Source organism: Mesorhizobium sp. Arg314 (assembly GCF_053714275.1).
In genome coordinates, this window is the sequence record NZ_JBSKBP010000014.1 from 22,760 (window position 1) to 36,585 (window position 13,826).

The 13,826-nt window shown below is 65.3% G+C and carries 12 protein-coding genes and 1 tRNA gene; 3 read left to right on the forward strand and 10 right to left on the reverse strand.

Going from position 1 to position 13,826, the window contains the following annotated elements; all coding sequences use genetic code 11:
* Positions 1 to 28: 28 nt before the first annotated feature.
* Positions 29 to 874, reverse strand: a complete 846-nt coding sequence (locus ACWGS9_RS16850; protein WP_454506310.1) for a MurR/RpiR family transcriptional regulator — start codon at positions 872 to 874, stop codon at positions 29 to 31.
* Positions 875 to 1,118: 244 nt separating this feature from the next.
* Between ACWGS9_RS16850 and ACWGS9_RS16855 the strand changes: the two genes are divergently transcribed.
* Positions 1,119 to 2,228 (forward strand): Gfo/Idh/MocA family protein, encoded by a 1,110-nt coding sequence (locus ACWGS9_RS16855; protein ID WP_454506311.1) that lies wholly within the window; start codon positions 1,119 to 1,121, stop codon positions 2,226 to 2,228.
* A 161-nt stretch (positions 2,229 to 2,389) separates the two neighbouring features.
* On the opposite strand, the gene ACWGS9_RS16860 is transcribed toward ACWGS9_RS16855, so the two are convergent.
* The 7 genes from ACWGS9_RS16860 to iolE all read right to left on the reverse strand — a co-directional run bounded on the left by ACWGS9_RS16860 (position 2,390) and on the right by iolE (position 9,487).
* Positions 2,390 to 3,328, reverse strand: a complete 939-nt coding sequence (locus ACWGS9_RS16860; RefSeq protein WP_454506312.1) for a sugar phosphate isomerase/epimerase family protein — start codon at positions 3,326 to 3,328, stop codon at positions 2,390 to 2,392.
* Between the two features lie 33 nt (positions 3,329 to 3,361).
* Positions 3,362 to 4,354, reverse strand: a complete 993-nt coding sequence (gene iolG / locus ACWGS9_RS16865) for an inositol 2-dehydrogenase (RefSeq protein WP_454506313.1) — start codon at positions 4,352 to 4,354, stop codon at positions 3,362 to 3,364.
* Between the two features lie 65 nt (positions 4,355 to 4,419).
* Entirely contained in the window at positions 4,420 to 5,238 is an 819-nt protein-coding gene (locus ACWGS9_RS16870; protein WP_454506314.1) for a carbohydrate ABC transporter permease, read from the reverse strand.
* The gene (locus ACWGS9_RS16875; protein WP_454506315.1) at positions 5,235 to 6,140 is read right to left on the reverse strand and encodes a carbohydrate ABC transporter permease; all 906 of its coding nucleotides are present in this window, start codon (positions 6,138 to 6,140) and stop codon (positions 5,235 to 5,237) included. The genes ACWGS9_RS16870 and ACWGS9_RS16875 overlap by 4 nt, the downstream gene beginning before the upstream one ends.
* On the reverse strand, positions 6,140 to 7,453 hold the full coding sequence (locus ACWGS9_RS16880; RefSeq protein ID WP_454506316.1) for an extracellular solute-binding protein: 1,314 nt from the start codon (positions 7,451 to 7,453) through the stop codon (positions 6,140 to 6,142). The genes ACWGS9_RS16875 and ACWGS9_RS16880 overlap by 1 nt, the downstream gene beginning before the upstream one ends.
* On the reverse strand, positions 7,450 to 8,547 hold the full coding sequence (locus ACWGS9_RS16885) for an ABC transporter ATP-binding protein (RefSeq protein ID WP_454506317.1): 1,098 nt from the start codon (positions 8,545 to 8,547) through the stop codon (positions 7,450 to 7,452). The genes ACWGS9_RS16880 and ACWGS9_RS16885 overlap by 4 nt, the downstream gene beginning before the upstream one ends.
* A 28-nt stretch (positions 8,548 to 8,575) precedes the next feature.
* Positions 8,576 to 9,487 carry a myo-inosose-2 dehydratase gene (gene iolE / locus ACWGS9_RS16890; protein ID WP_454506318.1) on the reverse strand — a complete coding sequence of 304 codons (912 nt, stop codon included), beginning with the start codon at positions 9,485 to 9,487 and terminating at the stop codon, positions 8,576 to 8,578.
* 582 nt (positions 9,488 to 10,069) lie between these two features.
* On the opposite strand from iolE, the gene mocR reads away from it, so the two are divergent.
* Complete coding sequence (gene mocR, locus ACWGS9_RS16895) at positions 10,070 to 11,542, forward strand: rhizopine catabolism transcriptional regulator MocR (protein WP_454506319.1); 1,473 nt, start codon at positions 10,070 to 10,072, stop codon at positions 11,540 to 11,542.
* A gap of 19 nt (positions 11,543 to 11,561) precedes the next feature.
* Here the strand turns inward: mocR and ACWGS9_RS16900 are convergent.
* Both ACWGS9_RS16900 and ACWGS9_RS16905 read right to left on the reverse strand, forming a co-directional pair.
* A tRNA-Arg gene (locus ACWGS9_RS16900) sits at positions 11,562 to 11,638 on the reverse strand.
* Between the two features lie 235 nt (positions 11,639 to 11,873).
* Entirely contained in the window at positions 11,874 to 12,797 is a 924-nt protein-coding gene (locus tag ACWGS9_RS16905; RefSeq protein ID WP_454506320.1) for a DUF1003 domain-containing protein, read from the reverse strand.
* 509 nt (positions 12,798 to 13,306) lie between these two features.
* Here ACWGS9_RS16905 and ACWGS9_RS16910 point away from each other — a divergent pair.
* On the forward strand, positions 13,307 to 13,756 hold the full coding sequence (locus tag ACWGS9_RS16910) for a universal stress protein (protein ID WP_454506321.1): 450 nt from the start codon (positions 13,307 to 13,309) through the stop codon (positions 13,754 to 13,756).
* The last annotated feature ends 70 nt before the right edge of the window (positions 13,757 to 13,826 follow it).

Consider the following 13,826-nt stretch of genomic DNA (forward strand, 5'->3'; position numbering starts at 1 on the left):
CATGATGAAAAGCGCTCGTCGGCGAGGCTCAGCCCTTGCGCCGGCGTCCGACTTCGCGGCGCTTCTCGCCGACGGCGACGGTCAGCGCCATGGCAAGCGCCATTGTCGCCGAGATCGAACGGAAGCCGCCGAAATCGGCCTCGGCCACCTCGAACCAGACCTTGGCGAATTGTGCCAGCGGCGAGAAGGACGAGTCGGTGATCGCCACGATCGGCACGCCCTGTTCGGCGATCGAGCGCGTCTCCTCGATGGTCGCAGGCGCGTAAGGAGAGAAGCTGATGGCGATGACGGCGTCACGCGGCGTGGCGAAGCCGATCATCTCGGCATTCAGCCCGGCGGCCGATTCCACCAGCTGGTTGCGAATCTTGAGCTTGCCGAGCGCGTAGGCGATGTAGGACGCGACCGGATAGGATCGACGCTTTGCCAGCACATAGATGGTCTCGGCTCTCGCCAAAAGCGCCACCGCCTCCTCGAAATGCGCATCGTTGAGCGAACGCGAAATGTCGCCCAGCGAAGTGCTGGCGGCGGCGACGAAGCCGTCGAAGATCGCCCGATGCCCGCCGCCTTCCTCGGCCTTGGCGCGCAATGCCGCCAGCCGCTCGTCATAGGAGGAGTTGCGCTCGCGCAGACGCTCGCGGAAAACAAGCTGCAGGCTGGTGAAGCCGTCGAAGCCGAGCTGCTGGGCAAAACGGATCAGCGTCGAGGGCTGAACGCCGGCCGAAGCGGCAATGCTTGCCGCCGTGCCGAAAGCGATGTCGTCGGGGTTGTCGAGCGCATAGGCGGCGATCTGCGCGATGCGCTTGGGCAGGCTCGCGCGCCTGTCCAGGATCGTCGCGCGCAGTGTTTCGAAATCGCGAGGCACCCGTTCGTCCATCGTCGCTCCGCCCACGCCCATGAAGTTTGTCCCTCTCCTGCCTCATCATAACGAGTTCGCGCAAGAACACCATAAAAAATGATTTGTATGTTCCATTCTTCATCGAAATGGACTAATTCATCCATATCAATTCTTCCAGCGATTCCGCTTTCACGGAACCGCTCCATCTGTTTGTTGACGCAATTCCGGACGGAAAACCGCTCGACACTTTTCCTGGAATTGCTCTGGCGCGGAGACAATCGACATGGTCGCAGTGGGCCTCATCGGCACGGGCTTCATGGGCAAGTGCCACGCCATCGCCTGGAATGCGGTGGGCACCGTCTTTCCCGATGTCGAGAAGCCGAGGCTGGTGCATCTGGGCGAGGTGAATGACGAGCTTGCCCGGCGCAAGGCCGGCGAGTTCGGCTTCGCGAAAGGCTCCGGCGACTGGCGCGCCGTGGTCAACGATCCGGAAGTCGAAATCGTCTCGCTGACCACGCCCAACCAGTTCCATCCCGAAATGGCGATCGCCATTCTGGAAGCCGGCAAGCATCTGTGGTGCGAGAAGCCGATGGCGCCGAGCTTTGCCGAGGCCGAGGCGATGGCAAAGGCTGCCAAGCAATCCGGCAAGGTCGCCGTGCTCGGCTACAACTACATCCAGAACCCCGCCATCCGCCATATCGGCGCGCTGCTCGAGGAGAAGATCATCGGCGACGTCAACCTCGTGCGCATCGAGATGGACGAGGATTTCATGGCCGATCCGGAAGCGCTGTTCTTCTGGAAGCATGAGGCGGCTTCCGGTTATGGCGCGCTCGACGATTTCGCCGTCCATCCGCTGTCGCTGATCAAGGCGCTGTTCGGCCGAGTTTCGCGTGTCATGTGCGACATGGTGAAACCCTATGCCGACCGCAAGGTCGCTTCCGGCGGCCGCCGCGCGGTCGAGACCTACGATATCGCCAGCGTCTTGATGCATCTCGAAAACGGCGTTGCCGGCACGCTGCTGGTCAACCGCTCGGCCTGGGGCCGCAAGGGCCGCATCGCCATCCAGATCTTTGGCTCGAAGGGCTCGATCCTCTACGACCAGGAGCGGATGAACGAATTCCAGCTCTACCTCACCGCCGACCGGCCGACCGAGCAGGGCTACCGCACCGTCCTGGTGGCGCCGCACCACAAGCCCTATGATTCGTTCCTGCCGGCGCCCGGCCATGGCCTCGGCTTCAACGACCTCAAGATGATCGAATGCCGCGAGCTCTTGATGCGCATCGCCGGCAAGCCGGCCCGCATCATCGACTTCGACGAGGGGCTGGAGATCGAGCGCACCGTGCATGCGATGGCGCGCTCGTTCCAGGAGCAGCGCTGGGTGGATGTGAGATAATTCGGGCGAACGCCCAAACCGGCGCAACGGCCGGCGCCGGTGGCGGCTGCCTCGCGAATATCGGCGTGGGTGCGGGCAGCTCGGCATTCGCCTTCAACCTGCGGATTGTGTGCGGTACGAGCCGCGTGCGAGCCGTCTGCGGACGCTCGGATTGGCCCGCTTCAGGCCAGATTGATGGCGACGTTGCGTAGCAACGCCACGGATTTGCGCATGCCTTCCATCGGCGAAAGCATCATGTCCTCGTGCTCGATCGAGAGCACGTCGTCGTAGCCCGCCTGCTTCAGCGCGGTGCAGAACTGCCGCCACCAGGTTTCACCATGGCCATAGCCCAGCGTGATGTAGTTCCAGGCCCTTTCGGCATAGTGATTTGGTGGACGCGCATCGAGCACGCCATCGATGCCGGCCGGCACCGGCTCGACGCGCGTGTCCTTGGCGTGGACATAGTAGATCGCGGAGCCAAGCTTGCGCACGGCGGCGATGGGATCGGCGCCCATCCACATCGGATGGCTCGGATCGTAGTTCGCGCCGACCGTCTCGCCGACGGCATCGCGCAGCCGGAACAGCGTCTGGACGTTGTAGACCGCCTGATGGCCGTGCAATTCCAGGCAAAGCTTCCCGATGCCGAGATCGTTCGCGAACTTAACGAGATCGCGCCAGTAGGGGATGATGCAATCGTCCCACTGGTAGCGCTGGATGTCGGCGCATTCGGGTGGCCAGTCGGTGATGATCCAGTTGGGGTTGGCGTCACCGGGCCCGCCGGGCAATCCGGACATCATGACCACGCGGTCGATGCCTATGAGGCTCGCCAGCCGGATCGTGTCCTCGGTCACCTGGCGGTGCTTCTTGCCCTGCGGTCCCGGATGCAGCGGGTTGCCCGAGCAATTGAGCGCCGCGATTGTCAACCCGTGGTCGCGGACCTTGGCGACGAATTCGGCGCGGGTCGCCGCACTGTCCAGCATGGCCGCGAGATCGATATGCGGCGCCGAGGACCAGTTGCCGCAGGCGAACTCCAGCGTCTCCAGCCCGAGTTCGGCAGAGGCGCGCAGCATCTCGTCGAAGGACAGGTTGCCCAGGCTGTCGGTGATCATGCCAATCTTCATTTCGGGACTCCCGCTTGACTTTGGACCATCCGCTCAGAGCTTTACGGGCTCGAACCTGCCGGACCGGGCGGAGGCGAGGGCCGCCTCGCAAAGGATCATGGCCTTGCGGCCGTCGCTGGCCGTGACGGCCGGCTTCCTGCCCGTCTCGACGCATGTGATGAAGTGATCGATCTCGGCGGCGTAGGACTCCGCGTAGCGCTCGACGAAGAAGTAGTAAGGCTTGTCACGCGATATGCCCTTGCCACCGTACATTTCCACCGAGGTCGGCAGCCGGTTGCCGGCCTGCAGCATGCCGTCGGCGCCATGCACCTCGATGCGCTGGTCGTAGCCATAGGCAGCCCTGACGCTGTTGTTGATGTGGCATTGCCGGCCGGACGCCGTTCGCAGGATGAACATCGCGGTGTCGTAGTCGCCGAGCTTCCTGTATTGCGGCGCCACAAGCGAGGAGCCGGTTGCGAAGAGTTCGACCGGCTCCTCGTCGAGCAGGTTGCGCGCCATGTCGAAGTCGTGGATGGTCATCTCGCGAAAGACGCCCCCGCCTCCAGCCAGCGCTTCCTCGGTTTCGGGTTCGGGATCGCGGCTGGTGATGATGACCTGCTCGACGGCGCCGATCTCGCCGCCGTCAAGGCGCTCCTTCAGCGCCCGGAAGCTCGGATCGAAGCGGCGGTTGAAGCCGATCTGGAACGGCACGCCGGCGTTCTCGACCGCGGCCAGGCACTCGTCCGTGCGCTTGAGGTCGAGATCGATAGGCTTCTCGCAGAAGATCGCCTTGTCTTTCGCCGCCGCGGCCATGGCAAGTTCGGCGTGGGTGCGCGTCGCCGAGGCGATGAACACCATTTTCACCGACGGATCGTTCATCACGGCTTCCGTGCCGGCGATCTCGGCGCCGGTAACGGCGGCGACCTTCTCCGCCGCTTCGCGATTGGGGTCGACGATGTAGCGCAGCCGCACCTTTGGGTGACGCGCGAGATTGCCCGCATGCACACGGCCGATCAGCCCCACCCCGAACAGACAAGCATCCATCATGCGTTCGACTTTCCTATCGGGCCGCGCCATCGCGGAGCGGCCGGTTCAGTGCTGCCCCGGCGCGTTCATTTCACCGCGCCCATGGTCAGCCCGCGCACCAGATGGCGCTGCACCAGGAGCGCGAAGAAGACGATCGGCAGCGCGCCGATGACGCCGGCCGCCGCCATCGAGGCCCAGTCCGTATCGATGCGGCCGATCAGCGTCGCGGTGCCGCGCGGCATGGTCATGGCGCGTGGCGTGGCAGTCAGCGCCAGCGCGAAGAGGAATTCGTTGAAGGTGACCAGCACCGCGAAAATGGCGGTCGCCGCGAGCCCGGGCGCGGCCAGCGGCAGCGTGATGCGGCGGAAGGCGCCGAAGCGCGAATCGCCGTCGACCATCGCGGCCTCCTCGAGATCGACGGGGATCTCGCGGAAGAAGCTCTCCATCATCCAGACGCAGAAGGTGACGTTGAAGGCGGTGTAGGTGGCGATCAGGCCGAGCCAGCTGTCGAGCAGGCCGAGGCTGAGCATCAGCAGATAGACGGGGATCAGGATGACGACCGGCGGGATGATGCGCAGCGTCAAAAGGAACAGGCCGACCTTGCGCTCGGCGGCGAAAGGCAGGCGGAACCTTGCGATCGCATAGGCACCCATCGCGCCGACGATGAGCGCGATCGCGACCGAGAAGAAGGTCACCACCAGCGAGTTCGTCAGGTAGGAACCGAACTGCTTTTCGGTGAACAGCCGGACGTAGTTGTCGAACGTCGGCACGTGCGGGTAGAGCGTGCCTTCCTGCGTGATCTCGCGGTTGGACTTGAGCGAGGTGGAGACCAGCCAGTAGATCGGCAGCAGCACGACGGCCAGCACGAAGATGGTAGTCAGGATGCGTGCCAGACGAATGCTCATGACGCGTCGATCCTGCGCAGGAGCCGGATCGCGCTGAAGGCGAGCGCGAGCACGACGAGGCCGACCGTCACGAACAGCGCCGCCGCGTATCCGGTCTGCTGGAACTTGAACGCGGTGTCGTAGCCGTAGATCGAGATCAGCCTCGTCGCCTCGCCCGGCCCGCCGCGCGTCAGCACGAAGACCTGGTCGAAGGTGCCGAAGGCATCGATGGTCCTGAGCACGATCGCCACCGCCAGCACCGGCCGCATCATCGGGAAGGTGAGGTCGGCAAAGACCCGCCAGGCGCCGGCGCCGTCGACGCGCGCCGCCTCGAACGGCTCATGCGGCAGCGACTGCAGCCCGGCGAGCAGGATCAGGAACATCAGCGGCGTCCATTCCCAGACGTCGAGCACGACCAGGCCGATGAAGGCGTTGAGCGGGTTGCCGAGGATCTGCGCCTCGCCACCGCCGATGGCCGCCGACAGCGCAGTCAGCATGCCGGCGTCGCTGGCGTAGATCAGGCGGAAGACGATGGCGACGACGACCGGCGTGACCACCATCGGAATAATGAGCACGGTTCTGAGCAGGCGGATGCCGCGAAATTCATGCAGGCAAAACAGCGCCAGCGCGAAGCCGAGCACCGCCTCGAAGGACACCGACAGCGCGACGAACTTCACCGTGACCCAGAGTGAGTTCAGGAACTGCGCGTCGCTCCATAGGTGCACATAGTTCTGGAATCCGACATCGGCGACCGGCGACCCATAGCGATAGGCTTTCGCGCTGGCCCTGAGGCCATCCCAAAGCGGATAGACGAGCACGCCGAGCACGATCGTCAGGCCCGGCGCCAGCATGAGGTATGGGAGGGCGAGGTCGAGCCCCGCCCCCTGCAGGCGAAATCTGCGAGCCTGCGCTGCGCTGCGCATCAGTAGTAACCTGCCGTGGTCAGATAGTCCTTGACCTGCTTGGCGGCCGTGTCGAGCGCGGCGCCGCCGCCGGATCCGGCCTGCAGCGCCTTGTTGAGCTCGATGCCGAGCAACTCCTCGACTTTGGCCCAGTCCGGCGTGCGCGGCCTCGGCAGCGCGCCGGCGTCGAGCTGCTGCAGGGCGACCGGGATCAGCCGGTTGCCGGGCTTGGCGATGCCGAAGGCGCTGCGCTTGACGGGAATAGAGCCGGCTTCCGACAGCTTGGCCTGGGTTTCGGCGCTGACATACCACTTCAGGAACTCGATCGAGTTCGCCTTGTTGGGAGCCGATTTCGGAACGCCGGCGATGAAGATGCCCATCTGGGCGATCGCCGACTGCTGCTTCGGCACGACGCCGAAATCGAGCTTGCCCGCCACCTTGGTCTGGGCGGGATCGTCGGCCTTCAAGGCATTGCCGGAATACTGGATGATGGCGCCGGCATCGCCGCCGAGGATCGCCGCACCCTCCTGGTCGGAGTCGAACTCGACCACGCCGCTCGGCGCGTTCTGCTTCATCGTGCCGACGAAGAAATCGGCCGATGCCTTGCCTTCGGCCGAATTGAAGATCGGATTCCATTTGTCGTCGAAGAACGAACCGCCGAACGACAGGAAGATCGGATACCAGCTGGTGACGATCGGGTTGCCCGTAACGCCGCGGAAGACGACCGGATACTTGATCTTGCCGGCGGCGACGCCTTCCTTGCCCTTGGCGATCACCTCGTCCCAGGTCTTGGGCGCGCCGCCGGTGAAGACGTCGTTGCGATAGGTGAGCGTCTGCAGGTCGCCGACGAAGGGCACGCAGATCAGCGTCGGCTTGGCGTTCTCGAAGCCCTTGACGCGCGGCCCTTTCTGCGGCGGCCAGTAGCCCATGTCGATCATCGAGCCGATCCAATCCTTGCCGGAGCCGTCGATGCCGCCGGCGCCGAGATCCTCGAGCACGTTGGCGGCGCCGAACTGCGGCACCCATGGATCGTCGAGCAGATAGAGGTCGTACTGGCCGGCGCCGCTCTGGGCGTCGGCGAACCATTTCTCCAGCGTCACGCCATATTCATCCTCGAGGAACTCGATGTCGAAGCCCTGCTCCTTGGCGAGCGGGATGATCTTCTGCTTGAACGGCGTCAGCCCGCCATCGGCGAAGGCGCCGATGATGACCTTCTTGCCGGCTGCCCTGGCGGGCATCGGCAAGCCGAGCGTGGTGAGGGCCGTGGTGGCTAAAGCCAGGCCCAGCCCGCCCTTGATGATGGAGCGGCGAGTAAGTCTGCTGGAATGCGTCATTTCTCTCTCCCGTTGTTGTTGATCCTATGGACGGCTGTGAGGCCGGCCGAATTGAAGAAACAGGCGTTCGCCGGGTCGAAGGCGACGCCGATGCTTTCGCCGACCGCACCCTTGAAATCGCGGCCGGCCCTGACCGAGACGTTGCCGCCTTCGAGGCGGACATTGACCAGCGTCTCGTTGCCCATCGGCTCGACGACGTAGATTTCGCCGGGCAGGGCACCCGGCGTGCCGGTCAAGGCGAGGCTGCAGTCCTCCGGCCGCAAGCCGATTTCGACGATCCCGGCGGCGCGGCAGGCGGCGAGCCGCGCGATATCCAGCGGGACGACCTTGCCGGCCACCGCCACGCCATTGTCGGCAAGCCCGGCCGGCAGGATGTTCATCGGCGGATTGCCGACGAAGGTTGCGACGAAGCGGTTTGCCGGACGGTCGTAGATATCGATGGGCGGCGCCATCTGCTGCAGTTCGCCGCCATGCATGACGGCGACCAAGTCGGCCATGGTGAGCGCTTCGACCTGGTCGTGGGTGACGTAGATGGTTGTGGCGCTGAGGCGCTGGCAAAGCCGCTTGATCTCGCCGCGCATGGTGAGCCGAAGCCGCGCGTCGAGATTGGACAGCGGCTCGTCCATCAGGAAGGCCGCCGGGTCGCGCACGATGGCGCGGGCCAGCGCCACACGCTGGCGCTGGCCGCCGGAGAGCTGGCGCGGCCTGCGGTCGAGCAGATGGCCGATTTCGAGGATGGCGGCGACCTCGCCGATCTTGGCTTTTCGCTCGGCCGCCGGCGCGCCGCGGATCCACAGCGGATAGCCGATATTCTCGGCGACCGTCATCTGCGGATAGAGCGCATAGCTCTGGAAGACCATGGCGATGTCGCGGTCGCGCGGCTGCAGCCGGGTGACGTCGCGCTCGCCGATGAAGACCTTGCCGGCGGTCGGCATGTCGAGCCCGGCCAGGATGCGCAGCGCCGTCGTCTTGCCGCAGCCCGACGGGCCGAGGAGGGCAAGGAATTTGTGGTCCGGCACGGCGAGGTCGAGCGATCGCAGCACGTTGAGCGCGCCGAAATTCTTGACCACGTTTTTATACAGAACCGAACTCATCGCCCTCCCCGGCGTCCCCATTCTGCCTTCAGGCCTTGCGCTCGTGCACGTAGAAGCCTGCGCCTTGCGCCAGCTTCTTCAGATTGCGATACCCCATTGTCGCATAGGTCAAGGGATGCGCCTTGGCCGGGTCCTGCTCGGCCTCCACCACCAGCCAGCCGGAATAGCCCTTATCGGCGAGGATTTTGAGCAGCGTCGGATAGTCGATCGCGCCGTCGCCGGGCACTGTAAAAATGCCATCCATCACCGCGCCCATGAAGCTCATGTCGGTCGCGCGCGCCTTCTTCAGCACCGCCGGGCGCACATCCTTGCAATGGACATGCACGACGCGCTCGACATGCCGGCGCAAGAGCTGCTCCGGGTCGCCGCCGGAAAAGGCGCAGTGCCCGGTATCGTAGAGCAGGCCGACCGCCTCGCCGGTGCTATGCATCAGTCTGTCGATCTCCTCGTCGGTCTCGACGATCGTGCCCATGTGATGGTGGAAAGCCATGCCGACGCCGAAATCGGAAAAACGTTCGGCCAGCCGCGTGATCTTGGCGCCGTAGGCCTTCCATTCCCCGTCCATGAGCTTCGGCCGTTGCGAGATCGGGTCGTGAATGGCGCCATGCCGGCCGCGCGAGGTGTCGGCATAGACGACACCTCTGGCGCCGAGATCGCGCAATAAAGTCAAATGTGGCCGAATCGCCTCGAATTCCTCGTCCACATCCTTCTCGCAGATGCGGCCGTCATACCAGCCGGAGACCAGCGCCAGCCCGTAATGGTCGAGGATCGGCCTCAGCGCGCGGCTGTCGCGCGGAAACTTGCCGCCAAGCTCGGTGCCGGCATAGCCCGCCTCGGCTGTCTCGCTGAGGCAGGTTTCCAGCGGCGTGTCGCCGCCCAATTCCGGCACGTCGTCATTGGTCCAGGTGATCGGATTGATGCCAAGTCGAACTGTCGTCATTGCTCGCTTTCCGCCCCGCAGCCGGGATGGCTGCGGGGTGTCCGGTCTCGGGAGGAAATGGCTGCGGTTCTGGCGGCGGGGCGCGAAGCCCTGCCGCTTCTTCATTCGGCCGGACGCCCTCCCAGCGTCTTGCCGAACTTGCCTTCCCGTCGACGTCTTACCCCAACGTCATAGGGTTAAGTCTACGCCGCTCTGTCTCCCTCGCGAGGACCAGTTTTCCGGAAAATGAAGGAACCAGTTCAAGTCCGGCCACGGCTGTGGCAGCATGGGGGGAGGGACCATGGAAGGGGTGTTGCATATGCAAGAGCCGAGGTTCATTGCCCGATCTAAGCGTCCGTCGTCGGCGCGAGGCACCCCCCTCTGGCCTGCCGGCCATCTCCCCCGCAAGGGGGGAGATTGGCGGCTCCGCCGCCGGCGCTTTTTCTGCGACGTTGGCGATTGGCGAAAGCGACGGCCACATCTGATCTCCCTCCTTGCGGGGGAGATGGCCGGCAGGCCAGAGGGGGGTGGGCGGGAACTCGACGCTGCAAAGCAAGCTCTTTGGAAGCTTCCGCGGCCAGCAGGCCGCAGAGACTGACACCCATGCGCCTCCACCCCAAGCCCCAGGCCTTCCCCCTCGACATGCTGGCGGTCAACCGCGCCAGCCCCGAGCATCTCTCGCGCCAGCTCTATCACGGCCTCGTCGCCATCATCCGCGACCGCACGCTGGCGCCGGGCTCGGAGCTGCCTTCGACGCGGGCTTTGGCCGCCGAGCTTGGCCTTGGTCGCAACACCATCGTCACCGCCTATGACCAGCTCGTCACCGAGGGCTACCTCGCCAACCGCCAGGGCGCGCGCCCTGTCATCGTCGACCTGCCCGACGGTCCGCGAGAAGCACCGCGCGAGGCGCCGCCTGTCCCGCTGCGCGCGCCCTCGCGGCGCGGCCAGCAACTGCTCAGCCAGCCCTATCATCACGGCAGGCCGGGCCATGTCGCCTTCCACCCCGGCATGCCGGATGCGCAAAGCTTTCCCTTCGGCGTCTGGGGCAGGCTGGTCGCGCGCCGCGCCAGCCATGGCGGCGAGACCCTGTTCGGCACCTATGACGTCACCGGACATCCGGCGCTGAAAGAGGCGATCGCCGGTTATCTGTTCTCGGCGCGCGGCGTGCGCTGCCGGCCCGAGCAGATCGTCGTCACCACCGGCGCGCAGGCCGCCTTCGATCTTCTCGCCCGCCTTTTGCTCGACCCTGGCGACACGGTGTGGATGGAGGAGCCCGGCTATTACGGCGCCAAGGCCGCCTTCACCGTGGCCGGCGCAAAAATCCTGCCCATCCCGGTCGACCAGGAGCGCGGCTGGCGTTTCGACATGCCGAACCCGCTGCCCCGCCTCATCTATGTGACGCCGGCTTGCCAGCATCCGCTCGGCATCACCATGCGCATGGAGGAGCGGCTGCGCCTGCTCGACATCGCCGAGACCGCGAACGCCTGGGTGATCGAGGACGATTTCGACGGCGAGTACCGCTTTCAGGGCCGCCCCGTGCCGGCGATCCAGAGCATGGACCGTTCCGGCCGCGTCATCTATGTCGGCACCTTCGCCAAGCTGTTGTTCCCCGCGCTTCGCCTCGGCTTCATGGTGCTGCCGCCGGAACTCGCCGGCCGCATCGTCAACGCGCTCTCCACCACCGGCCAGTTCGCGCCCCTGCTGCTGCAGGCGGCGCTGGCCGATTTCATCACCGAAGGCCATATGAGCCGGCATTTGAAGCGCATGCGCCGCATCTACGCCCAGCGCCGCCAGCTTTTCCGCGAGATCGTGACCGAGCGCCTGCGCGACGAGATCACGCTGTCCCCCGCCGAAGCCGGCATCCAGGTGGTGGGCTATCTCAAGGCAGGCATCGACGACATCAAGGTCAGCCAGGCGGCGGCAAGAAGGGCGATAAACGTCTCGCCGCTGTCGAAATACTTCCAGAACACGGCGCCGACGCAAGGGCTGGTGCTGGGCTATGCGGCATGTGATGCGGCACAGACGCGGGACGGGGTGGAGCGGTTGGCGGCGGCGATCAGGGAGACGCTGGGGTGAGGGCTATGGCGCCAGCAGATGGCGCACCCGACAGGATTCGAACCTGTGACCTCTGCCTTCGGAGGGCAGCGCTCTATCCAGCTGAGCTACGGGTGCTTCCCGGGGAACCGGAAAACGAACCGGCCGGTGAGCCGGCCGTCGAAGGCTTCTTAGCGGAAGCCGCTGCGGGCTTCAACGGCCAATTGGAATGGCGACGACTTGTGATGGTTGATTGTCCCACCGATAGCCTATCGGCCATGGCGCTCCCCCTCTCTCCGTCTCGGCTTTGCCGAGCCACCTCTCCCCGCTCCGTACCCGCTTCGTGGGGGCGAGGAACCCAGGCTCCCAGGCCTCACCCCTCCACCTCGGCCTTCGCCACCCTCCGTCTCGTGCCATGCGTCGCCCGCTTCTGCTTCTTCGCGCTTGCCAGCTCGTGCATGGCGTCGAGCTGCATCTGCTGCATCTCGGCCAGCCTCTGCCATTGGCGCGAGATCAGGTAGTCGAGCTTTTCGTGCAGGTGCCGCACTTCCAGCTCGGCCTTCAGGTTCACCCGGTAGTCGTTGAAGGAGCGCAGCCGGTCTTTGGCTTCCTGCCGCTTTTGGCTCATCATGATCACCGGCGCCTGGATGGCGGCGATGCAGGAGAGCATCAGGTTGAGCAGGATGAACGGGTAGGGGTCGAAGGCGCCCGCCATGCCTTCGAGCAGGTTGATGCCGATCCACACCAAAAGGATGCCGGCGAACGAGATCAGGAACCACCAGCTGCCGCCGAACTCGGCCATGCCGTCGGAGACGCGGTCGGCAAACGAGCGATGCTCCTCGAACTCGTCTTCCGAGTTTTCCGAGATCGTGTCCTGTCTCGCGATCGATTCCACCACCTGGCGGTCGAGCTCGGAGAATTCGCCATGCTCCTGCTGCAGCAATTCCTCCATGTAGCGCATGCGGTAGCGGCCGAGCTCGGCGCGGCTGACGCGGGCGCCGCGCGGCAGGTCGGGATGATCGGCGCGGATGCGGTCGGCTAGGCTCGGCCTCAAATCGTCGATGCGCACAAGGTCGCGCTTGCGGAACTTCCTGCCGCTGATCGCCGAGGGCTTTTTCTTGGGCTTGACCCTGGCGGTGCCGGGCACGTGCGGTTCGGAGTCCGGCACCTCCGGCGCTTCGAGGATCTCGTCGGCCGCCTCATGCGGGTCCTCCGCCACGGTCTCGGCTTCGAGATATTCGCCGGCGACGTCGTTCTCGTCGTCCGCTTTCTTCTGCGCCTTGGGGTCGCTGGCCATGCTCGGTGCTCCTGTCTTTGCGGCTACGATACGCCAAGCCGGCGCGGCATATCCATGCCGAGTGTGTAACTCGTGTGACAGAACAAGTTGTTGTGATGGGGTGGGGGGTGCTGTCCGGGCAAAAAGCCGTAGCGGAGAGCGCAATCCGAAGGACTGGCGAGCAGCGGCCAATCTCCGGAGTCCGCGCCGCCCCTCATCCGCCCTTCGGGCACCTTCTCCCCGTATAGTGACGGGGAGAAGGTGGCTGGCCGCCACCTCGGCGCTTTTCCTGCAACGCTGGCGATTGGCGAAGCCGGCGACGGCAGCGCCCCTCTCCCCGTCACCATACGGGGAGAGGATGCCGGCAGGCAGGTGAGGGGCGGCGCCATCCTCGAAAAATCTGATGCCCGGCCGCTGGCGCGACGATCCCGGGCCGCTGGCACCATCCCCACCCCTGTAGCCAGGCCATTCGGCAAACTACATCACCCTCAAGCCCACTCCCGCCAACGCAACAATGAGGCATCGTCATCATGTACAAGAAAATCCTGATCACCACCGACGGCTCGGAGCTCGCCGGCAAGGGCGTCGCCCACGGCCTGGAACTCGCCAAGGGCCTCGGCGCCGCCGTCACCTTCCTCAACGTCTCGGAACCCTTCCCGGCGCTCGCCTGGGGCGGTGCGATGGCCGGCTATGTCGCCGCCGACGAGCTCACCAATTACGAGGAAAACGCCCGCAAATACGGCCGCGAGGTGCTCGACAAATGCAAGGCCGAGGCCGATGCGAAGGGTGTCGGCTCGAAGGGCATCCATGTCGAGAACAAGGCGCCCGCCGAGGCGATCCTCGAGGTCGCCGCCAGCGAAGGCTCCGATCTCATCGTCATGGCCTCGCATGGCCGCCGCGGCATCGGCCGCTTGGTGCTCGGCAGCCAAACCGCGGAGGTGGTGTCGCTGACGGAAATCCCGGTGCTGGTGGTTAGGTAGGGCAACGGGATAGGGCGACGCGCCCGTTGGTTCGTCATCCCAGGGTCTGCGCGCGTCGCTTCGCTCCTTG